This is a genomic window from Streptomyces sp. NPDC102279 (genome assembly GCF_044766365.1).
Taxonomy (GTDB): domain Bacteria; phylum Actinomycetota; class Actinomycetes; order Streptomycetales; family Streptomycetaceae; genus Streptomyces.
The window spans coordinates 20,024-40,188 of the sequence record NZ_JBIWLU010000004.1; the positions used below are offsets into that span (position 1 = coordinate 20,024).

Below are 20,165 nucleotides of genomic sequence, written 5' to 3' on the forward strand. Positions count from 1 at the left end.
GGCAGTCCTCATGCTTCGTACCGCCCCAGAATGACGGTGGCGTTGTTGCCGCCGAAGGCGAGTCCGTTGTTCTGCACCACGCGCAGGTCCGCCTCGACGGCGTGGTTGGGCACGCAGTCGATGGCGCACTCGGGGTCGGTGGTGCGGTGGTTGATCGTGGGCGGGATGAAGCGCTGCCGGATCGCGAGGCAGCAGGCGATGGCCCCCAACGCGCTGGCCGCGCCCATGGTGTGGCCCAGCATGGACTTCAGGGAGATGGTGCGGGGCGGCCGGTCGCCGTAGACCTGGCGGATCGCCCGTGCCTCGGTGACGTCGTTGGCCTTGGTGCCGGTGCCGTGCGCGGAGATCAGGTCGACCTCCTCGGGCTTGACCCCGGCGTCCTTGAGGGAGAGCTGGAGACAGCGCACGACGCTGTCCTCCTTGGGGGCGACGGGGTGGGAGGCGTCGCAGTTGAGGCCGTAGCCGAGGACCTCGGCGTAGACGCGGGCGCCCCGGGCGAGCGCGGCGTCGCGCTCCTCCAGGACCAGCACGCCCGATCCCTCGCCGGTGAGGATGCCCTGCCGGTCGGCGTCGAAGGGCCGGCAGACGTCGGGGGCGATGGTTCCCAGGCGGTAGAACGCGCTGAACGTCTTGCGGCAGAAGGCGTCCGCCCCGCCGCACAGCGCGATGTCGGCCTCACCGAGACGGATGGCGTCCAGGCCGTTTCCCAGCGAGTAGTTGCCAGCCGAGCAGGCCGTGCCGATGGTGACGGCGTCCGCGCGGCGCAGATCGAGTTCGCCGGCGACGGCGACGGAAAGGCGTGCGGCGGGGATGCGTCCGGCGAGCCGGCGGTCCACGGCCGACTCGCCCTCGCGCAGGCGCAGTTCCGTGATGCGGTCGAGGTCGTACGACTCCCCGTCGGTGGTGCCGATGGAGATGTGGCAGCGGGCGTCACGCAGTTCGTGCGGAGCCCAGCCGGCGTCCTCGACGGCGAGCCGTGCGGCGGCGGCCGAGAACTGCCCTGCCCGGCCGAAGTCGTCCGGGTCGATGCGGCGCAGGTGTTCCGAGGGGACGAACGTGGAGACCTGGCAGCCGTTGGTGTGGGCGAAGCCGGTGGTGTCGAACGCGGTGATGGCCGAGACCCCGTTGCGGCCCTCGCGCAGCCCCGCGGTGAACGCGGGTACACCGGTCCCGATGCTGGAGATCACGCCGAGGCCGGTGACGACCACCCGGCGCGGCGCAGGTGCGGTGAACATGCCTTACCAGCCGGCCACTTCGGCGAGAACCTCGCGCACGCCACCGAGGGTCGCCATGCGGGGCATGTACGACTCGTCGATGTGGACCTGGAAGTGCCGCTCCAAGGTTGCGAGCAGGCCGATCAGTGCCAGGGAGTCGGCCTCGTGGTCCTCCACGAACCGGCTGTTCTCGCTGATCTCCTCGGGTTCGATCTCCAGTCGGTCGCACACGATCTCGGTGATGGCGGCCTGGTGGACGTCGAGCGTCTGCATGGTGGTGTCTCGCTTCTCAGAGGGCCGTACCGAGACGGCGGGTGGATTTCCAGCTCTTCAGGTCCGCCTCTTCGCGCACGGCGGCGCAGGCGGTGAGGACGCGACTCAGATCGGCGTCGGTGAGTTCGCTGTGCACGGACAGGCGCTGGACGCACCGCCGGGCGGGCACGGCGGGCGGGATGAACGCGGCGCCGAAGACGCCCTCGCGGTCCAGCGCCTCCTGGAGGAGTCGCACGGCCGGTTCCGTCCCCGGCTGGAGCGGGATGATCTGGCTCTCGCTGGGGCGGACGTTATAGCCGAGGGCGGTGAGTCCATCCCGGAGCACCTGCGCGTTGTGCGCGAGCCGCTTGCGGCGGTCGTCGGCCCGGGTGATCACGTCGAGCGTCGCGGCGAGCCCGGCGACATCCTGCGGCAGCAGGGTGGAACTGAACACCGCGCCGAGGGAGTGGTACGGGAGGTAGCCCGCGACCTCTGCCGAACAGGCGACGAGTCCGGCGCGCCCCGCGAACGCCTTGGCCAGACTGGCCGTGCGGTAGGCGACCTGGTCGGTGAGCTGGAGCGAGGGAACCAGACCGGCACCCTCGAAGCCGAGGACGCCCAGCGTGTGGGACTCGTCCGCGACCAGATCACAGCCGGTCCGCTGCGCCAGCCCCACCAGGTCGACGAGCGGGCACAGGTCTCCGGTGACGCTGTACAGGGTGTCGAAGGCGATGAGCCCGGGACCGGACGCGCCGATCGCGCGTTCCAGGTGGTCCAGGTCGTTGTGGGCGAAGGGCCGCACGCGGGCCTGTGCCGCCGCGGCACCCGCCCACAGGGAGGCGTGCGCGAGTTCGTCGACGTAGACCGGATCTCCGGGGCGGACCACCGCCTGGAGCAGTCCGACGTTCGCGGCCCAGCCGGACTGGCAGAGCATCACGGCCGGGGCGGAGAGGAACGCGGCGAGCCGTTCCTCCAGTGCGTGGTGCGGGTCGCAGTCCGCGGAATACACCCCGGACATCAGTGCGCCGTTACCGCGCTCCACGAGAACCTTCACCTGGGCCCGCACCACGTCCGGGTACCGCGCGAGGCACAGGTAGTCGTTCGACATCAGGGTCAAGTCGTGTTCGGTGGGGGCCCGACGCCCCCGGAAGATGGGGCCTCCCCAACCGTCCTGCCTACGCCGCCAGCTCTCCAACTGGCCCTGCAGGTATGTGAGTTCGTGCGCCAACATCCCTCTTCCGGTCTCCGCTCCCGGTTGGAGCCGCGGCGACTATAGGCATGTTCGTGATCTTGGAGGCCAATCAGGACGCATGGGAACGAATGAGCTACACGAGGGGATCCGGCGCATCGCCGCAGATGAGCGGCCTGGCAACAGGAACGTTACGTCTACTGGGCCGAACGTGAGTCACCCCATAGAAGGAACATCGACCCACATGGCGCAAACGCGCTTTCTCGACGCTAGCCGGGAGATCGATCGACCACCAGAGCCGCGAGCCGGGGCGCTGTTGAAACTGTTGAACGCGACCGCCTCGACCCGCCCCCCCATGCCCGTCGACCCGCCCTCCCTGTCCGGCGGGCGGACGCCCACCTCCCGACGCCGGTGGCCGGGCGCCTTGCCGACGGGTGCGTCCGCAACGGGCCGGGCCGAAACCACAGGGCCCGCCGCCCGGTTGACCCGGTGACGCACCTTCCCTGCGCCCGGCCCAGCCACGAGGAGGCGGAACTCCCTATGACGCACCTGAGGCCCAACGAGTCGCTCAAGGCGCTGATCGACGAGGCGGAACTCACCTATGAGGCACTCGCCCGGCGGATCAACGCGCTGGCCCGTGCCCGCGGCAGGCTCATGACGTACGACCGGACCTCCGTCGCCCACTGGATCCGCGGAACCCGTGCCCGCGAGCCCGTTCCGGGCCTGCTCTGCGAGGTGTTCGGCCGCCGCCTCGGCCGGACTGTGCACCGCGGCGAGGTGGGCATGGACCGGGACCGGGACACCACTGGCCGGGGGCTGCCCGCCGCGTGGGCCGGGACGTTCCCGACGGCCTCCGCGGACCCGCGGGTTCCCGGACAGCGGACGCCGCCTGATCCCCGGGCCGCCGTCTCGTCCGCCAGGGAGGTCGCGTTCGGCTGCGCGGAACGCTTCTTCGCGCTCCAGGGGGACGCCCGGGGAGGCCGGGCCACCCGGCCCGTCCTGTCGGCCTATCTCCGCGGCACCGTCCTCGGTCCGGCCGGCGATGTCCGCACCGCCGCGCTCCCCGCCCCTGAACTGGCCCACGCGGCACGCACCCTGGTCCTCCTGGCCCGCTCCTGCACCGACATGCGGCGGTTCTTCGAGGCCCAGCACTTCCTTCGGTGCGCGGCGCTGCTCGCGGCTCGTGCGGGGGACGACGCGGCCGAGGCGGTCGCCTTACGGCTCCAGGGCGAGTACGCCCTGAACCGTGGTCTCACCGCCCTCGCCGCAGTCCAGGTCCAGCACGCCCTGCACGTCTCCCGGAAAGCCCCCGCGGGCGTACGCGCCTATGTCGCCGTCCAAGCCGCCGCGACCAGCGCCGAGTTCGGTGACGAGGCCCAGGCGATGGACTGGCTCGACGTCGCCGGACGCCTGGTGTCCGGACCGCAGGACGAGAACCTCGGCCCGTTCGGCAGCTACCGGCCGGCCGCGCTGCACTTCCGCCGGGCCGGGGTCCTCCGGCGGCTCGGCAGACACGCCGCGGCGAATGCGGCGCTCCATGCCTCGATGGAGGAGCGGGCCGCCCACGAGGAGCGGCCCATCGTGCTGACCTGGGTCGCCCTCGCCCGACTGCATGCCGAGACGGGGCAGCGGGCCGAGGCCGAGGAGGCGCTGCTCCGGGCACGGCGGCTGAACGCGCAGGTCGGCTCCCAGGAGGCGGCCTGGTCCATCACCCGGCTGGATGCGCTGTTCGGCACCTGACCGGCCGACCCGCACGCAAGGATGTGCATATGCATCTGGCAACGCCGAACATGGAGACATGAACGACCCCTTCGCCGTGGCGGCGGTCCTGAACGGCACCCCTTCCGGTGGTGACCCGCGCACGGGCCTTCGCCAGGAACGGCTTGCCTCCTCCGGTCACGACGGCGTCCGGGGGATGTGCGAGGTCCCCCGGTCGGACGAAGCCGCCCCGGAGACCGGCTCAGCGGATGTCGAACGTGACGACTACCCGGGCCGGTGAGCGGAACAGGTCGGAGGCGACGGGGGACCGCTCGACCAGGACGTTCGCTCCAGAACCCGGGCCCCTGGTGACGTAGCTCCAGGCGGGACCCTTGAGGGCCGGGCCGCAGAGCCCCTTGGGGAGTTCGGCCTCGTCCGCCGCGAGCGCGTACGCGCTGCCGTACCGCTCGTCGAACGGCTTCGCGTCCTTCGGCAGGAGTCCCGCGCGGTACAGGTAGTCCGGCATCCGGTCGCTCAGGAAGGAGACCTGCGCGGTGCCTTCGCGGGTGGCGTAGTGGACGTCCGAGGCGTCGGCGGGAAGGGGGACGCCTCCGGCCGAGATCACCTTCGGCAGCTCGGTCGTGCTGCCCTCACAGGCCCGTGCGTCCCCGAACGGCTTGAACAACTCGTCCTGGAACAGCCACACGATCCCGCCCGCGATCAGGGCGAGGACGACGACCGCGATGCCCGTGACCACCGGCCAGCGCCGCGTGCCTCTGGCGCCGTCGTCCGGTATCTCCTCCGGGTTCGGTGCCGCCGTATGTTCGAGCGTCGCTCTGCCACCGCTCATCGGCCGACCTCCAGGTCCGCGAGGTCCTCGGCGGTCAGCTTCAGCGTGCCCGCGTCGATGTTCTCCTCCAGGTGGGCCGGCGAGCCGGTGCCGGGGATGAGGAGGATGTTCGGCGACCGGGCGAGCAGCCAGGCGAGGGCGACCTGCGGGACGGTCGCGCCGTGACGGGCGGCGACGGCGTCCAGCCGCTCGGCGGTGACCGGCTGGAAGCCGCCGACCGGGAAGAAGGGCACGTACGCGATGCCGGCCTCCGCGCAGGCGTCGACGAGGGGTTCGTCGTCCCGCCGGGACAGGTTGTAGAGGTTCTGGACGCAAGCGATCGGAGCGATCGCGCGCGCCGTGTCGAACTCCTCCAGCGTGACGTTGGAGACGCCGAGGTGCCGGATCAGGCCCTCGTCGCGCAACGCGAGGAGAGCTTCCAGGGGCTCCGCCAAGGAGAACTCGGGCCGGTCGACGTCGCCCAGCCGCAGGTTCACCACGTCCAGCCGGTCCACGCCCAGCGAGCGGAGGTTGGCCTCGACCCCGCGTCGCAGGTTGTCGGGGGTGAGGCCGGTCTTCCGGTCGGCGGGCAGCGCGATGTCGGACCCCTCGACCAGCGCGCCCACCTTGGTCACGATCACCAGATCGTCCGGGTACGGGTGAAGCGCCTCCCGGATCAGCTCGTTGGCCGACACCCCGTCCCGGGCGTAGTAGTGCGAGGTGTCGAGGTGGTTCACTCCGCGCTCCACGGCGCGGCGCAGCACGCCGAGCGCGGTCTCCCGGTCCGGCCGGTCGCCCCGCGGCCAGCCGGTCAGTTTCATCGTGCCGTAGCCGATGCGTGCGACGTTCAGGTCGCCGCCCAGTGCCCATCGTTCCGTCGTCACGATCGTCACCCTAGTACGCCGGGCCCAGGTGCGATCTTCGCGACGGGGAATCGGTGGGAGCGTGAACGGGGCTTCATGGAGGGCCGGTTGTGAGGACCTCAGGGCTTGGTCCGTCGATCCTTGCCAAGGGTCGTGCGGCCGTGGCCGCCCGTACAGCGATCATCGGCCCGGCCGTCGGGACGTGCCCGTCAGACCCTTGACCGGGTGCCGCTTCGACGGAGGATGGGGAAGGGAGCGGGTCCGCGTGGTGAAGTGTGGACCTCCGACAACTCCGACAGCAGGGGGCGTTCCCTCCGATGACGGCACAGCCCGCACGCCGTGAGCGCGGCGGTCCCGAGACCGCCTGGGTCACGGATGTCTCGCCGTTCAAGCCTTCCCTCGTCAAAGCGGTGTTCAGCGACGTGACCCCGATGCACGTCTCTCGGCCGGCCGCGTGGGCCGCCGCGTCGGTGACGCGGACAGTGCTGACGGAGATCATCGACGGCGCGAGGAGGGCCGCGGCGGAGGAGGCCCGGAAGAAGCTGATTCCCGGGGACCTCCTCTCGGCCATCGACCGGAACGTCGAGCTGGAGGTGGCGGCCAAGTGGTACGACCACAGCCCGACGTTTCAAGGCCTGACCGGTGTCCTGTACGACGCCGAGGGCGTCATCGTGCCTTCTCGTAAGCGCAGCAGGTCGCGCAAACCGAGTGCTGTGGCCGGCGCCCACAGGTTCGAGGCAGGGGTCAAGAAGCTGTTGCGGGGCCAGGGGGCGACGGCCGTGCCGGCGATGGTCCGCGACCTGGACGGAATCGCGAGCGTGTTCCTGACGGACCTCGCCCGGGACGCGGCCATGGTCGTCCGCGAGGGCGGGGCCAAGCGTTTCGGTACGGTCATCCCCATGATGTCGGGCGAACCGGCCTCACCCGCGCTCCCCAAGGATTCCTTCCGGGCCCTGTCCGCCCGCAAGGGGGACGGGCGGACCATCGGCAGGGATGACATCCTGGCCGCCACCGCGATCCAGTTGTTCGGCGGCAACCTCAGGCAGCGAGCCCTCACCGAAGCACGCGAGGCGACTCAGAGCGCTTCGGCCGGCTGAGCTTTGACGGCCGTTACAAACCCCGCGCCCCGGGGCCGATGTCGTGGGCGAAGCCCAAGGCCCCTGCGTCTGGGCGCGTTTACGGTTGCCGGCTGAGAGGCCCTGAAGGGCGCCTCTCAGCCGGCGTTCCTCGCGGGTCAGGACCCGGACAGCTCCGCGCGGACCGTGCGGGCCGCGCTGACCAGGTTCTCCAGGGAGGCGCGGGTCTCGGGCCAGCCGCGGGTCTTCAGGCCGCAGTCGGGGTTGACCCACAGGCGCTCGGCCGGGATGGCCTCAAGTCCCTTGCGCAGCAAGGCGGATGCCTCGTCCGCGCTCGGCACGCGCGGCGAGTGGATGTCGTAGACACCCGGACCGGCCTCGCGTGGATAGCCGTGCTCGGCGAGTTCGCCGGCCACCTGCATATGGGAGCGTGCGGCCTCCAGGCTGATCACGTCGGCGTCGAGATCGTCGATCGCCTGGACGATGTCCCCGAACTCGGCATAGCACATGTGGGTGTGGATCTGGGTGTCCGGCCGGACACCCGCGGTGGTGAGGCGGAACGCCTCGGTCGCCCAGCGCAGGTACGCGGGACGGTCGGCCACGCGCAGCGGGAGGGTCTCGCGCAGCGCGGGCTCGTCGACCTGGATCACCGAAGTACCGGCCGCCTCCAGGTCGTTCACCTCGTCGCGCAGGGCGAGAGCGACCTGCCGGGCGGTGTCGCCGAGCGGCTGGTCGTCGCGGACGAAGGACCAGGCGAGCATGGTGACCGGCCCGGTCAGCATGCCCTTGACGGGCCGGTCGGTGAGGGACTGGGCGTACGTCGTCCAGCGCACCGTCATCGGCTCCGGCCGGGAGATGTCGCCGGCCAGGACCGGCGGACGCACGTACCGGGTGCCGTACGACTGGACCCAGCCGTGCCGCGTGGCGAGGTAGCCGGTGAGCTGCTCGGCGAAGTACTGGACCATGTCGTTGCGTTCGGGCTCGCCGTGCACGAGGACGTCGAGACCGGCCTTCTCCTGGAAGGCGATTACCTCCCCGATCTCTGTCCTGATGCGCTGCTCGTACCCGGCGACGTCGGTGCGTCCGGCACGCAGGTCGGCCCGTGCGGCACGCAGTTCGGCGGTCTGCGGGAAGGAGCCGATCGTGGTGGTCGGCAGCAGCGGGAGGCCGAGGTGGGCGCGCTGGGCGGCGGCCCGCTCGGCGTAGGGCCGCGAGCGGCGGGCGTCGCTGTCGGTCACGGCGGTGGCGCGGGCGCGCACGGCCGGGTCATGGGTGAGCGCCGAGCCCGACCGGGCGGCGAGATCGGCCCGGTTGGCGGCGAGTTCGCCGGTGATGGTGTCCGTGCCGTGCGACAGCCCCTTGGCGAGCGTCACGATCTCGGCGGTCTTCTGGCGGGCGAAGGCGAGCCAGCGCAGGACCTGCGGTTCGATGTCGCGCTCGACGGCGGCGTCCAGCGGCACGTGCAGCAGCGAGCAGGACGCGGACACGTCGACCTGACCGGCCAGACCCAGCAGGGTGCCCAGTGTGGCGAGGGACTTCTCCAGGTCGTTGGCCCAGATGTTGCGGCCGTCGACGACACCGGCGACGAGCCGTTTGCCCTGCAGACCGCCGACGGCCGCGAGCGCGTCCAGGTTGGCGGCGGCCGCGTCGGTGAAGTCGAGGGCGAGTCCGTCCACCGGGGCCTTGGCGAGAACGGGCAGAGCCTCCCCGAGCCGGTCGAAGTACGACGCGACGAGCAGCTTGGGACGGTCGGTGGGAGTGCCGAGGACGCGGTAGGCGCGCTCGGCGGCGTTCAGTTCGGCGTTCGTGCGGTCCTGGACGAGAGCCGGTTCGTCGAGCTGGACCCACTGGGCACCCGCGGCGCGCAGGTCGGCGAGCACCTCGGTGTAGACCGGCAGCAGCCGGTCGAGGAGGGTCAGCGGGTCGAAGTCCGCGGACACACCGGGGGCGGGCTTGGCCAGGAGGAGATAGGTGACGGGGCCGACCAGGACCGGACGGGCCGACAGGCCGAGCGCCAGGGCCTCCTTGAGTTCGGCGACCTGCTTGGAGGAGTCGGCGGTGAAGACGGTGTCCGGGCCCAACTCGGGGACGAGATAGTGGTAGTTCGTGTCGAACCACTTGGTCATCTCCAGCGGCGCCACGTCCTGGGTACCGCGGGCCATGGCGAAGAAGCCGTCGAGGGCGTCGGCGGCGACGGCGTCCCGGTGGCGCTCGGGGACGGCGCCGACCATGACGCTGGTGTCAAGGACGTGGTCGTAGTACGAGAAATCGCCGGTCGGCACGTCGTCGATGCCGGCCTCGGCCAGCTGCCGCCAGGTGGACCTGCGCAGTTCGGCGGCGGTGGCGCGGAGGGCGTCGGCGCTGACGCGGCCCTTCCAGTAGCCCTCGATCGCCTTCTTCAGTTCCCGGTTCGGACCCTGGCGGGGGTAGCCGTACACGGTGGCCCGTGCTGCCGCGGCTGCGGTCTTGGCTGTCACGGAAATCTCCTTCGCGAGATGTCTCCTTGGATCCCGATGGGACACGTGAGCGCGAAGGGTGACGCACCGGGCGGGAGGAGGTGGCGCGCCGGAGCGCGGAGGTCCTGCCAGGTATGTACGCCGACCCGCCCACGAGGTCACCGGGATGTCCGCGCGCGATGGGTCGCGCACGGGCAGCGGGCAGGTCTTCGGACTCGCGGGCACGCCCTCCGGACGGAGGTCACCTACTGGCCGTCGCTTCCCAGACCCGGCCGGGCCCAGTGCGTATGACGGCGGTCGTTCCCGCTCACCGCTGCGGGGCAGTCCCGGATTCTCACCGGGTTCCCTCTTACGACGCATCCCGTCTGGCGGACGGGGCGAACCAGCTGCGGACGTCAGCCTATGCGGACGAGCACCGTGCTGGGGACAACGCCCACATCCCGGACCGTCGTTCGAGAGGTCCGGGCGTGTATCGGCGCACGTCACCCGGCACACGGAGGGCGGCCGACGGCCCGGGTGACACGCGGCCGGATTCCCTCGTCGGGCGCCGGCTTCAGGCGGAGGGGCCGGGGAAGCCCCGGGTGCCGCCGAAGGCGAGCTTCGCGAACCGTTCGCCGATACGCCGGTGGGTCGCGGCGTCCGGGTGGAGCGCGTCGGGCAGCGGCAGCTCGGCGGCGTCCGTCTGCCCGTACAGCTCCCGCCCGTCGAGGTAGTACAGGTTCGGGTCCTCGGCGGCCCGCTGTTCCACGATCCCGGCGAGTTCGGCACGGATGATCGTGAGCGTCAGTTTCCCGCTCGCGCGCTCGGCCGGGTCGCCGGCGGCGCGGAACCGCAGGCGTCCGCTGCTGAGCGCCGCGAGGTCCGGGAGGCTCGGGCCGGGAGTGTCCTCGTGGATGGGGCACAGGATCGGGGAGACGACGAGCAGCGGTGCGGTGGGATGACCTTCGCGGACGGTGTCCAGGAAGCCGTGCACGGCGGGAGTGAAGGCCCGCAGCCGCATCAGGTCGGTGTTGACGACGTTGATGCCCAGCTTGACGCTGATGAGGTCGGCGGGGGTGTCGCGCAGGGTGCGGGCGGTGAACGGGTCCAGCAGAGCGCTGCCGGCCAGTCCCAGGTTGATCAGCTCCACCCCGGCCAGCGAGGCGGCCAGCGCGGGCCAGGTGGTGCTGGGACTCGCCGCGTCGGAGCCCTGACTGATCGAACTGCCGTGGTGCAGCCACACCTTGCGGCCCCGGTCCGGTGCGGGCTCCACGGGGGCGTCGGTGCGCAGGGCCACGAGTTCCGCGCTCTCGTTGTGCGGCAGCCAGATCTCGACGTCCTTCGTCCCGGTGGGCAGATCCGTGAAACGGACGGTGCCGACCGGGCCGGGCGTGGTCGTCGCCGATCCCGTGGTCATGTCGAGGGTGAGGGTGTTGCCGCCGGGAGCGGCCGACCGGCCCAGAAGGTGCCCGTCGACCACGAGGTCGTACAGCCCGTCGGGCCGCGGCGGGGCGCCCACGTAGACCCGCTTGGTCGGCAGGGTGTCCAGCTCGACGGTCGTGGCGCGCGTGCTGAAGACCAGCCGTACGCCCGAGGGCTGGGCCTCCGCCATGGCCAGCTGACCGTCGGCGCACTGGGCACGCGCCCGTGCGGGGAGCCGGTGGGGCAGTACACCGAGGGCGGTGCGCTGCAGCTCGATGGCGCCCCGCACCAGGTCGGCGGTGATGGGTGTGGTGATCCGGGCGTGCTCGCTCTGCATGATGATCTCGGCCTGTCGTTCGGGGAAGGCGTACGGTGCGCAGGCTGCGGGGCGTCGACGGCTGTGGGCCTCGCCGGTACGACCGCGTCGGTCAGGTCGCGGGCCAGTTCCGCAGCAGGGAGTCCAGGGCGTCCAGGACGCGTGACCAGCTCTCCTGCGAGTCCGGGGCACTGTGACTGAACCCGCCGGCCATCTCCAGACTCACATAGCCGTGGAACACGCTGCCCAGCATGCGGACCGCATGGGTCTGGTCGGGTTCCACCAGGTCGTAGCCCCGCAGGATCGCCCGAGTCATCTGGGCGTGCCGGACGCCCGCGCTGGCGGCGGCCGTCTCCGGGTCGAGCCGGAGCTGCGCCGCGGCATAGCGGCCGGGGTGCTCCCGCGCGTAGTCGCGGTAGACGTTCGCGAAGGCGGTCAGCGCGTCCTTGCCGGCCCGTCCGGCGAGTGCTGTCGCACCCCGGTCGGCGAGTTCGTCGAGGGCGAGCAGGGCGATCCGCGTCTTGAGGTCGTGTGAGCTCTTCACATGCGAGTAGAGACTCGCGACCTTGACGTCGAACTGCCTGGCCAGCGCCGAGACCGTCACCTGGTCGAAGCCGACCTCGTCGGCCAGCTCGGCTCCCGCCCTCGTCAGACGTTCCGTGGTCAGTCCTGCGCGAACCATAGCGATCCTCTCTTCTGGCAGAACTGATTATGCATTTGCCTAATAGGTTTAGGCAAATTAGCGTAGGTGTCATGAAGTCGTTGACCGAGCAAGAGATCCGTGCCGCGTTCGTGAACTGCACGAAGGGCGAGGCGAAGCGCCTCTCCGTCCCCCGCGACCTGGCCGACCGGCCCTGGGAAGACCTCGACTACCTCGGCTGGCGCGACCCCCAGTCACCTGAACGCGCCTACATCGTGGCCGAGTTCGACGGCCGCCTCCGAGCACTGGTCCTGCGCTGCCCCGCCCAGGCCTCAGGGCACATGCGCCGCAGCATGTGCTCGATGTGTGTCACCACCCACACGGGAGGGGTGTCACTGATGGTCGCGCCCAAGGCGGGCAGGCCGGGGCAGCAGGGCAACTCGGTCGGCGCCTACATCTGCAGCGACCTCGCCTGCTCGCTGTATGTGCGCGGCAAGCGGGACGCGGGAGTCGGCGGACGCATGCACGAGTCGCTGACCCTGGAAGAGAAGATCCAGCGCACCGTGGCGAACCTCGCGGCGTTCATCGCCAAGGTGACGGCATGAGCGAGGCCCTGCTGCCCTCGGACCGCCGATCAGGAGGGCGCCGGAGGCGGGGAGACGGAGAGCTGAGGCGCGACTCCGCACCCGTCCGGGCGCGGCGAGGCGGAACGGTTCCCCGTTCCTCGCGGACCGGGCACCTGGTGTCGGACGGTCAGCCGGCGCTGGCCTCCACCGGCTGCTCGGTGCTCGGCGCGGTCGCCGCCGACTTGTGGCCGTCGGTCGCCGTGTAGAAGACGGACGCACCCTGCTTGGCACGGTGGGCGTGGCTCTTCGCCACGAGGTTCTCCAGGGTGGTGCGCACGACGTTCGTCTGGATGCGGCGGTCGGGATGGGTCTTGCCCAGTGCCGTGGAAACCTCCGCGGCCGAACGGGGCTCACCCTGAGCGGTGAGGTAGCCGCGGATCAGCTCGACGAGGGTGGGCTGACCCGAGACGGCCTTGACCGCGGGCTTCTTGGCCGCAGGGGCCTTGCTGCCGGAGGCCTTGGCATCCCCGGTCTTCGCGTCGGACGCCTTGGTGGCGACCGCCTTGGACACGACATCCTTCGCCCCGCCGGCCGTCTTGGCCCGCGACCGCGTGCCCTTGGCGTCAGCGGCCTTCGTGGCCTTGGCCGCCTTGGCCGGGCTCGCCGCCTTGGTCGCCTTGCCCGCGGACTTCTGCTGGGGCACGGACGGCGCCACGGGCTGAACCGGCTTGGTGGCGACAGCCTTGTCCGTGACACCGAGGGCCTGGTGGAGGCTCGTCAGGACGGCGTGGTCGTGGCGCAGCGCGTTCAACTGCTCCTGGAGAGCGTCGATCTCCGCGTCGATGCGCTCCTGCTCCTTGGTGTTGCGGTCCAGGTCACCGATGACCTGGGCGGTGTACTGCGATGTCAGTTCGGTGGAGGATGTGGTCTCGGGCATGGTGAGGACCTTTCGTCGGTGCACGGCCGCCACATGAACACACCATGAAACGACCGGAGGGCGAGGCGCGTCCTGTCGACCGCGCTGGAGGGCCGGGGCGTGCAGCCGCACTTGCTGCGTCGTGTCCCGGCCTACCGATAGTACGGACAGGGGACACCTGTTGTTCCCGTCGCGCGATGGTTGGCCCCCAAGAGAGGGTGACTTGTGGCGCGGGATTGACTTCCTCGCAGCTGATCCGGAGGCCACCGCCGCCCCTGCCCGAGTGTGTGGGCGTCTTTCGGGTACCCGAACCTCCACGGCACGGTACGGATGAAGAAACCGGAAGCGAGGACAGTCAATGGCGGTCAAGGCGATGGGCTGGGCGCACTCGTTCCCGGTCTCCGGCGGCGTGAGGGCCGGACGGCAGTGGACCCGCAGGCACCTGGAGTCCCTGCCCTGGACGGCCCAGGAACCCGACACGGTCGACTCCGTCGTCCTGACGGTGTCCGAACTCCTCACCAACGCACACATCCACGCGCGCAGCGACGCGGCTCTCGTCCTGACCTGGGACGGGGAGTGCCTGCATGTGAGCGTCCACGACGAGGACCCGACCCTGCCCCGCCAGCGCGATCCGGAACCCGGCGCGGTCTCCGGCCGGGGGGTGGGCATCGTGCAGATGCTCGCGGACGACTGGGGCATGAAGTGCCAACGCCACGGGAAGACGGTGACGGCCTGCTTCCGCCCCAAGAGCGCGCACCATCAGGGCGACAACGGATGAGTGCTCACCCCCCCTGCCTGGAGGGGAGCCCGCTCGAAGCGTCGGTGTGAACAGGCCGGCCGGAGCGACGCGAACACATGGATCCGCCCGGTGGGGGACCGACTCGTCGTCGGTCCCCCACCGGCCCGCTCTCACGTGCGCCGTGCGACCGTGAAGCTGTGGGTGCCCGCTCCGAGGCCGGAGACGGTGACCCGGTTGTCGGCGACCTGGACCGTACGGTCCGACTGCCTGTGGCCGTCCCAGAGGGTGCGCCGGCCCGCTCGTACCGTCACGTCGTGAGCGTCCATCGGGAAGGTGAGCGCTCCGTGGGTGCCGCCGGGCACATGGACGGTCAGCTCGAACGCCGTGTGTGTCGCCTCCCAGCTGACCTGCAACGGCCCGTGTGGTGTGGGTAGTTGGCCCTGTGCCCAGCTGATGCCGGCGGGCTGGGGGCGTACCTCCCAGGTGGCGTAACCGGGGGAGGTCGGGCGGGCGCCGAGCAGTTGGTGGGTCAGGGCGGGCAGGACGCCGGTGGACCAGCCGTGCGCCATGCTCGTGTAGGCGCCCTCGTACAGCGATCCGCCCGGACCGATCCCCTCCCAGTTGGTGATGCCGGGGTCGTGGCTGTCCATCCAGCCGTACGTACGCCGGATCTGGTCGACCGCCGACTCCGCCCGGCCGCTCTCGAAGCGCGCCACGATCTCGGGGTACGAGGTGAACGCGTACACGCGCTGCGAGGCGTCGCCGAAGATGGTGTCGTTGTCCATGAACGCGTTGCCGTACGGCCGTTGTGTGGTGGCGTCCAGGTGGGCGAGGGCCGAGGCGGCGCGCTCGGCGTCGGCGACGCCCGCCGTGATCGCGATCGAGTTGCCGTCCTGCGCGTGCCGCACCGCACCGGTCGCGGAGTCGAGGTAGGCGCCGGCGTCCTCGTCCCACAGGTGCGCGTTGACGGCGTCCTTCACCTCACCTGCGCGCCGTTCCCAGCGCTGCGCGTCCGCGTCATGACCGAGCCAACGTGCCATCTGTGACGCGTCGTTGAGAGCCTGGACGTAGTTGGCGTTGTAGTAGGTGATGCGACCGGTGCGGTCCAGGAAGGCGTAGTCCCCGTACCCGCCGGTGTTGTTGAGCCCCTTGCTGAGAAGTCCCGCACTGTCGGTGACACTCGGGTACCAGGTGTCGAGCACCTTGAGCAGGTTCGAGTAGTAGCGGCTCGCGTAGGAGCGGTCTCCCGTGTAGAGGACGTAGTCCCAGCTGCACGTCACCCACCACAACGGATAGTCGAACAGGGGCAGGGCGTAGTTCGAGATGGAGGCCGGCGGGATCCATCCGTCGGCCCGCTGATGCTCGGCGAGGTCGGCCAGGACGTTGCGTGCTGCGGCGGCCGCGTCGTCGTGGGTCAGATACAGGGTCCGAGCCGACACGGCCAGGTCACCGACGTACGGGTCCCGGTCACGCTTCGGCCCGTCGTGCAGCACGAGCTTGCCTTCGAGCGAAGGGCTCCAGGCGTTGCGCGGATCGACGTCGTCCTGGCGAAAGGTGTCCGTGACCAGCTCGTTGGTGTACGACGCGCCGTACCAGTACCGGTTGAGGTCGTCGTCGGAGCAGAGGAACCAGCCGCGGTACGTGCTCGGGGTGCCGAGGTACGCGGTGAAGTCGAGGCTGACGGAGTCGATCTCGACGGTTCCCCACGACTGTGCGACGGGTGCGTCACCGGGCAGCGCGTCGAGGGTGATCTTGAGGTATCGGAAGCCGTGCAGACCGTCGGCGTAGACCTTGCCGTCGGACTGGAACCCCTTGTGGTCTGTCCAGTCGGCGCCCTTGGCCGGCACGGCGAACTGGTCCGTCCCCTGGCCGGCCCCGCCGGACTGGTCGGAGCGGGTGAAGTCGGAACGGTCGGTCAGGAACTGCTTCGTCTCGGAGAACGCGAGCCGCACACCGGGTGAGTTGTCCGACGCGGAGGTGAACCTGACCCGCGGGAACCCCACGACGACCTTTCCGAAGTCCACCGTGACGCTGGGCGCCGCCACCGGGGCGACGGGCTCCGGCCACACCTCGTTGACCCGGGTGAAGGCGCCTTTCGAGGTGTCCTGGACGCCCGTGACGGTGATGCGGATCCGGGTGGTCGTCACGTTGGACGCGAACGGCACCGCCCGCTGGATGACATCGTTGTCTTTCACCGTGGCGACGGTCTGCCAGACGTCGTCCTTCCAGGCGTCGACCGTGAAGCCGGTCGGAACGCCGTCACTGTTGGAGATCAGCGTGATGCCGGACATCTCCCGTGCCGCGGCCACCGTGATGGTGAGGGTGTCCGGGAACGCGCCGAGCGTGTCGTCGTTCCAGAAGGTCCCCGGATCGCCGTCGATCGCGTTCTTGGCGTCGTAGGTGCGCGGCTGCCCGTCGTTGCCGTTGTTCCCCGCATGTGCCGACGAGGCCTCGGCCACGGTGCCCTCGGGCCAGCGCGGGGCGGGGGAGGGCTGGGGCCGCCGCAGGACGGTCCTCGCACCGCCCGGCTTCAACAGGCCCTCGGTGCCGGTCACGTCACCGGTGGAGGCGAGGACCCGTACGGGCTGCACGGTCCGGGAGGCCGGGGCCTGCACGTAGTGCTGCCAGCCCTTTCCCGCGCGGGGTACGGACCCTGACGGCGTACCGGGACCGCCCGTTCTCCCGGCGGCGGACGCGGCCCCCGCGAACGGGACCCCGGCGGTCGTCACGGCCAGGGCGCCGGCCCCGGCAACGACGACCGCCCGCCGGGAGGGACCGGTCCCCGGGGTGCTGTCTGGAGTGCTGTTCGACGACATAGCGCCTCATTCCTCATTGACTGAAACGATTCAATCGTGGCGGGCGAGGCGACGTTATCCCAGGAGGTGGGCGGCGTACAGGTGTTGTGCAAGGGGGATGTTCGCGGGCTGTGGGTGGAGTGAGGCCCGAGGGGTGGGCCGAGTCGGTGCGCACCGCCGGGACGTAGTCGGGTCTTTGGGCCGCACTCCCGGATCCCGCCTACGGCTTGAAGTACTCCGACATCAGGCTGCTGACCCATTCCGGCTGATGGGTGCGCGGTGGGCGGAACTCCGTCATCGTCGGCTTCAGGTCGATGACCGGGGTGCCCGACACCGCGTCGAGGCCCACCACCGTGAGTTCGCGGGCCCGGACGGACTCGATGACGCAGCAGGTCACCCCGATGCGGTTCGGTCTGCGGGGGCCGCGGCCGGCGAAGACGCCGACGGGCGGGAGGTCGGAGCGGCCGCGGTAGGGGCGGGGTTCGCGGTAGTCGTCGAGTTCCGGGAGCTGGTCGAAGACGAAGAGGACCTCCACGTGGGAGAAGCCCTCCAGGCCCTGCAGGCATGCCTCGCCGAAGCGTTCGTCGAGGGTGATGGTGCTGCGGACGGCACCCCAGTTGTCCGTGTGTCGGACGTCCGTCCGGTCGTTCCGGATCGTGCCAATGGGCGTGATCTCGAAGCTCGGCATGGCCCAGAGGCTAGCGCCAACGCGCCGGGGCCGGTGGGGAGATGATCGGTACCGGCGTGCCCCGGGGTCGGCTGATCGGTCGCCCGACTGTCACGCCCTCGCCGCTGTGCCCACCTTCCTCCAAGCCGGACGGGGGTGAGCTCCCAATGGCGGAACGCATGACGCTCACCCGTTCGGTTGCCGGGTATCCGGCCCGCCGCTGCCTACCCTGTGACCGGATCGGCGAGGGTCGAAAACGGGTGAAACCGCCCACCCTCGTTCAGGGTCGGCACATCCGTCGCGGTCGTCACCATCGGAGATCAAGCATGAATGAGGAAAAGAACGCGCACACTCTGCCCCGGCGTCAATTCATCGCGCTCTCGGGCGCGGTCGGTGCCGCCACAATCGTGACGGGCGCGGGTGCGACGGGCAAGGCGGTCGCGGCCGACGACCCAGGGTATGGGGAAGACCCCTGTACGTGCCCCACTCCTCCCACCTCCCCGCCCGGGGCGGGCCAGAGTCCCTGCCCCCCGTCTCAGATGCAGGCTCTCTGCGGCAGGCTCACCGACAACGATCCGCTCTGGCATGACGTCCAGTACTGCACTCGCGGCATCGTCCCGCCCGCGCCGCAGCCCAAGCCCAACTGTCTGAAGACGACACCGAACTACGTCGTGCTGCACGGAAAGCCCGAGAACCAGCACAACTACCTCCTGCTCCCCAGCTGCCGGGTCACGGGTATCGAGTGTCCGTTTCTCGTCACGTCCTCGGTGGCGAACTACTGGATGGACGCCTGGGAGAACGCGAGGAGCCTTCCCGTTCACTACGCCGACATCGGACTGGGGATCAACTCCAAGGGTGCCCGGCGCTTCGACCAGATGCACATTCACCTGGCCGGAGTCCGGCCCAGTACAGTGCGGCGTCTTCAGGACCTCGACACGATGGGCCGCATGGCCACCCATCCCGCGCAGTGGGCTGCCACGGCCAGCCAGGCACCCATCACGGGCACCCCGGGTTCGGGAGATCGCACCTATCGCATTCTCAAGCTGACCGACCTCAGGCAGAACCTCTTCATGCTGCTGAACCAGCATGTGGTCAGGCCGAACGGGCTCAGCATGGCGGATCAGACGCTGATCGTGGTGCCGAGCACGACAGCCGCCGGATTGGTCTTCTACGTCCTCAACAGCGACACGTCCCTGCACGGCGGCACCAGCACGTGTGACTACTTGCTCGTCTACGCCTGACGGGTCCTTGGCCCCCGGTGTGGAAGGTCGACTCAACCTGCCTGCCAGGAGGGTGAGTTGACCTTCCCTCGATCCTCGTCCGCAGTGCGGTGCTCACCGCCCCGTGGGCAAGGCGGAAGACGGCTCCTCCCACCGCACCCGATCACTCTCCCCGTCGGAAAGGAAGACCGTCAGTTCTCGCCCCTCCTCCGCCACGGCGTCGCGTGCCCACCGGGACAGTGTGCGCAGGGGTGTGACGGTGACCGTGGCGTCGGTGGCGTGCCAGGTCGCGGCCACGCGGCCGTCGACCAGGACCACGCGTTCGCCGGCCACCGAGAGGCCGCGGTGGGTGTCGTCGATGATCCGGCCGCGATCCTGGTAGCCGAGGATCGCGTTGTCGAACGCCGGCAGGAACCGCACCGGAGCGGGGGTGTCGGGATCGGGGCGCGGCGCGTCGGGAAGGTCCAGGAGTTCCCGGCCCCGGACGTCTCGGAACGAGACCAGCTCCTCCCGTACGGCGGCCACGGCGGCCGGCAGTCCGGCGAGCCCGCACCAGGCGCGTAGATCCGCCGACGAGGCAGGGCCGAACGCGGCCAGGTAGCGCCGCACCAGTGCCCGGCCGACGGGATCCGTGCCGGCGAGTGCCGGAGGATCCACTTCCCTGCCCAGCCATGAGGCCAGCGGAACGTTCCGCACGCCCGCCTTCGTGCGCCACAGTCCCCGCGGCGGGGCCTGTGCCACCGGCACGAGCGCGGCCATCACCATTTCCCCCAGGGCCCGCCTCCCGGGATCCGGCCAGCGGGCGGCCAATACGCGCACCACTTCGGACGTCGGGCGGGGCTCGCCGTCCGCCATCAACGCCTGTGCCGCCGTTGCGAGTTCGTCGAGGTCGACTCCGTCGAGTTCACGGCGGTAGACCCCGAGCACCCGTTGGCGCAGCATGGCGTCGTGCCGGGACCGCCAGACGAGGACGTCCTCCGCTGTCAGCAGGTGCACGGTGCGCCGCATGAGATGCGCCCGCACCACACTCCGCCCGGTCAACAGGACCGACAGCGCTGCCGGTTGGAACGCCCGCAACCGGGACCAGAGTCCGGTGTACGGCTCCTGGGGTTCCTGCGCCTGGAGGCCGCAGAGGTGCGCGACCGCCTCGTGCACCGGCATGTCGGCGCGGTCGAGCAGCAACTGGCGGGCGAGCGTCGCACGGTTGAGCGACCGGTTGTCGAGGACGGTCGTCATCGTCGCGCCACCCGGCTGCGGTTCTCCGCCGCCGCACGGTCTGATGCCGTCGCGTGTTCGGTGCGTTTCATGGGCACGCTCCTCCCTTTCAG

17 protein-coding genes and 1 riboswitch are annotated in these 20,165 nt (G+C 70.6%); of the genes, 5 read left to right on the forward strand and 12 right to left on the reverse strand.

Features of this window, described 5'->3' with window-relative positions; genetic code table 11:
- Positions 1 to 8 precede the first annotated feature (8 nt).
- The 3 genes from ACIRQH_RS09910 to cqsA are packed head-to-tail and all read right to left on the reverse strand — an operon-like array spanning position 9 to position 2,697.
- A complete protein-coding gene (locus tag ACIRQH_RS09910; RefSeq protein ID WP_404225066.1) occupies positions 9 to 1,235 on the reverse strand; it encodes a beta-ketoacyl-[acyl-carrier-protein] synthase family protein in 1,227 nt (408 codons plus the stop codon).
- A gap of 3 nt (positions 1,236 to 1,238) precedes the next feature.
- The gene (locus ACIRQH_RS09915; RefSeq protein ID WP_388872183.1) at positions 1,239 to 1,487 is read right to left on the reverse strand and encodes an acyl carrier protein; all 249 of its coding nucleotides are present in this window, start codon (positions 1,485 to 1,487) and stop codon (positions 1,239 to 1,241) included.
- A 16-nt stretch (positions 1,488 to 1,503) separates the two neighbouring features.
- Positions 1,504 to 2,697, reverse strand: coding sequence for an alpha-hydroxyketone-type quorum-sensing autoinducer synthase (gene cqsA / locus ACIRQH_RS09920; protein WP_404225068.1), 1,194 nt, complete (start codon positions 2,695 to 2,697; stop codon positions 1,504 to 1,506).
- A gap of 498 nt (positions 2,698 to 3,195) precedes the next feature.
- Here cqsA and ACIRQH_RS09925 point away from each other — a divergent pair, with 498 nt between their 5' ends.
- Positions 3,196 to 4,395: a hypothetical protein gene (locus ACIRQH_RS09925; protein WP_404225070.1), complete on the forward strand. Its 1,200-nt coding sequence runs from the start codon at positions 3,196 to 3,198 to the stop codon at positions 4,393 to 4,395.
- 220 nt (positions 4,396 to 4,615) lie between these two features.
- On the opposite strand, the gene ACIRQH_RS09930 is transcribed toward ACIRQH_RS09925, so the two are convergent.
- Positions 4,616 to 5,203: a hypothetical protein gene (locus tag ACIRQH_RS09930; protein WP_388872174.1), complete on the reverse strand. Its 588-nt coding sequence runs from the start codon at positions 5,201 to 5,203 to the stop codon at positions 4,616 to 4,618.
- Entirely contained in the window at positions 5,200 to 6,066 is an 867-nt protein-coding gene (locus ACIRQH_RS09935; RefSeq protein WP_404225072.1) for an oxidoreductase, read from the reverse strand. The genes ACIRQH_RS09930 and ACIRQH_RS09935 overlap by 4 nt, the downstream gene beginning before the upstream one ends.
- A 296-nt stretch (positions 6,067 to 6,362) precedes the next feature.
- On the opposite strand from ACIRQH_RS09935, the gene ACIRQH_RS09940 reads away from it, so the two are divergent.
- A complete protein-coding gene (locus ACIRQH_RS09940; protein WP_404225074.1) occupies positions 6,363 to 7,142 on the forward strand; it encodes a hypothetical protein in 780 nt (259 codons plus the stop codon).
- Between the two features lie 137 nt (positions 7,143 to 7,279).
- On the opposite strand, the gene metE is transcribed toward ACIRQH_RS09940, so the two are convergent.
- From metE to ACIRQH_RS09955, 3 genes are all read right to left on the reverse strand, one after another.
- The gene (gene metE / locus ACIRQH_RS09945) at positions 7,280 to 9,598 is read right to left on the reverse strand and encodes a 5-methyltetrahydropteroyltriglutamate--homocysteine S-methyltransferase (RefSeq protein ID WP_404225076.1); all 2,319 of its coding nucleotides are present in this window, start codon (positions 9,596 to 9,598) and stop codon (positions 7,280 to 7,282) included.
- Between the two features lie 161 nt (positions 9,599 to 9,759).
- Positions 9,760 to 9,979: riboswitch (cobalamin riboswitch) on the reverse strand.
- A gap of 151 nt (positions 9,980 to 10,130) precedes the next feature.
- Positions 10,131 to 11,315 carry a GDSL-type esterase/lipase family protein gene (locus tag ACIRQH_RS09950; protein ID WP_404225078.1) on the reverse strand — a complete coding sequence of 395 codons (1,185 nt, stop codon included), beginning with the start codon at positions 11,313 to 11,315 and terminating at the stop codon, positions 10,131 to 10,133.
- A gap of 91 nt (positions 11,316 to 11,406) precedes the next feature.
- Entirely contained in the window at positions 11,407 to 11,976 is a 570-nt protein-coding gene (locus ACIRQH_RS09955) for a TetR/AcrR family transcriptional regulator (protein ID WP_388872159.1), read from the reverse strand.
- 71 nt (positions 11,977 to 12,047) lie between these two features.
- On the opposite strand from ACIRQH_RS09955, the gene ACIRQH_RS09960 reads away from it, so the two are divergent.
- Positions 12,048 to 12,539 (forward strand): FBP domain-containing protein, encoded by a 492-nt coding sequence (locus ACIRQH_RS09960; protein ID WP_388872156.1) that lies wholly within the window; start codon positions 12,048 to 12,050, stop codon positions 12,537 to 12,539.
- A 148-nt stretch (positions 12,540 to 12,687) separates the two neighbouring features.
- On the opposite strand, the gene ACIRQH_RS09965 is transcribed toward ACIRQH_RS09960, so the two are convergent.
- Positions 12,688 to 13,437, reverse strand: coding sequence for a hypothetical protein (locus ACIRQH_RS09965; protein ID WP_388872154.1), 750 nt, complete (start codon positions 13,435 to 13,437; stop codon positions 12,688 to 12,690).
- 337 nt (positions 13,438 to 13,774) lie between these two features.
- Between ACIRQH_RS09965 and ACIRQH_RS09970 the strand changes: the two genes are divergently transcribed.
- Positions 13,775 to 14,194: an ATP-binding protein gene (locus tag ACIRQH_RS09970; protein ID WP_388872152.1), complete on the forward strand. Its 420-nt coding sequence runs from the start codon at positions 13,775 to 13,777 to the stop codon at positions 14,192 to 14,194.
- Between the two features lie 131 nt (positions 14,195 to 14,325).
- On the opposite strand, the gene ACIRQH_RS09975 is transcribed toward ACIRQH_RS09970, so the two are convergent.
- Together ACIRQH_RS09975 and ACIRQH_RS09980 are read right to left on the reverse strand one after the other, a co-directional pair.
- Positions 14,326 to 16,971 (reverse strand): alpha-L-rhamnosidase C-terminal domain-containing protein, encoded by a 2,646-nt coding sequence (locus ACIRQH_RS09975; RefSeq protein WP_404225081.1) that lies wholly within the window; start codon positions 16,969 to 16,971, stop codon positions 14,326 to 14,328.
- Positions 16,972 to 17,170: 199 nt separating this feature from the next.
- Complete coding sequence (locus ACIRQH_RS09980) at positions 17,171 to 17,638, reverse strand: SAM-dependent methyltransferase (RefSeq protein WP_404225083.1); 468 nt, start codon at positions 17,636 to 17,638, stop codon at positions 17,171 to 17,173.
- A 518-nt stretch (positions 17,639 to 18,156) separates the two neighbouring features.
- Here ACIRQH_RS09980 and ACIRQH_RS09985 point away from each other — a divergent pair.
- Positions 18,157 to 18,858 (forward strand): CDP-diacylglycerol diphosphatase, encoded by a 702-nt coding sequence (locus tag ACIRQH_RS09985; RefSeq protein ID WP_388872145.1) that lies wholly within the window; start codon positions 18,157 to 18,159, stop codon positions 18,856 to 18,858.
- Positions 18,859 to 18,951: 93 nt separating this feature from the next.
- Here ACIRQH_RS09985 and ACIRQH_RS09990 read toward each other — a convergent pair whose 3' ends face one another.
- The gene (locus ACIRQH_RS09990) at positions 18,952 to 20,073 is read right to left on the reverse strand and encodes a winged helix DNA-binding domain-containing protein (protein WP_404225085.1); all 1,122 of its coding nucleotides are present in this window, start codon (positions 20,071 to 20,073) and stop codon (positions 18,952 to 18,954) included.
- Between the last annotated feature and the right edge of the window lie 92 nt (positions 20,074 to 20,165).

What these genes read in the sequence shown, in the direction of transcription:
- cqsA (WP_404225068.1), bottom strand. Translation starts at nt 2,697, where the DNA reads ATGTTGGCGCACGAACTCACATACCTGCAGGGCCAGTTGGAGAGCTGG.
- ACIRQH_RS09925 (WP_404225070.1), top strand. Translation starts at nt 3,196, where the DNA reads ATGACGCACCTGAGGCCCAACGAGTCGCTCAAGGCGCTGATCGACGAG.
- ACIRQH_RS09910 (WP_404225066.1), bottom strand. Translation starts at nt 1,235, where the DNA reads ATGTTCACCGCACCTGCGCCGCGCCGGGTGGTCGTCACCGGCCTCGGC.
- ACIRQH_RS09955 (WP_388872159.1), bottom strand. Translation starts at nt 11,976, where the DNA reads ATGGTTCGCGCAGGACTGACCACGGAACGTCTGACGAGGGCGGGAGCC.
- ACIRQH_RS09930 (WP_388872174.1), bottom strand. Translation starts at nt 5,203, where the DNA reads ATGAGCGGTGGCAGAGCGACGCTCGAACATACGGCGGCACCGAACCCG.
- ACIRQH_RS09975 (WP_404225081.1), bottom strand. Translation starts at nt 16,971, where the DNA reads ATGTCGTCGAACAGCACTCCAGACAGCACCCCGGGGACCGGTCCCTCC.
- ACIRQH_RS09950 (WP_404225078.1), bottom strand. Translation starts at nt 11,315, where the DNA reads ATGCAGAGCGAGCACGCCCGGATCACCACACCCATCACCGCCGACCTG.
- ACIRQH_RS09985 (WP_388872145.1), top strand. Translation starts at nt 18,157, where the DNA reads ATGCAGGCTCTCTGCGGCAGGCTCACCGACAACGATCCGCTCTGGCAT.
- ACIRQH_RS09990 (WP_404225085.1), bottom strand. Translation starts at nt 20,073, where the DNA reads ATGACGACCGTCCTCGACAACCGGTCGCTCAACCGTGCGACGCTCGCC.
- ACIRQH_RS09915 (WP_388872183.1), bottom strand. Translation starts at nt 1,487, where the DNA reads ATGCAGACGCTCGACGTCCACCAGGCCGCCATCACCGAGATCGTGTGC.
- ACIRQH_RS09940 (WP_404225074.1), top strand. Translation starts at nt 6,363, where the DNA reads ATGACGGCACAGCCCGCACGCCGTGAGCGCGGCGGTCCCGAGACCGCC.
- ACIRQH_RS09980 (WP_404225083.1), bottom strand. Translation starts at nt 17,638, where the DNA reads ATGCCGAGCTTCGAGATCACGCCCATTGGCACGATCCGGAACGACCGG.
- ACIRQH_RS09965 (WP_388872154.1), bottom strand. Translation starts at nt 13,437, where the DNA reads ATGCCCGAGACCACATCCTCCACCGAACTGACATCGCAGTACACCGCC.
- ACIRQH_RS09970 (WP_388872152.1), top strand. Translation starts at nt 13,775, where the DNA reads ATGGCGGTCAAGGCGATGGGCTGGGCGCACTCGTTCCCGGTCTCCGGC.
- ACIRQH_RS09960 (WP_388872156.1), top strand. Translation starts at nt 12,048, where the DNA reads ATGAAGTCGTTGACCGAGCAAGAGATCCGTGCCGCGTTCGTGAACTGC.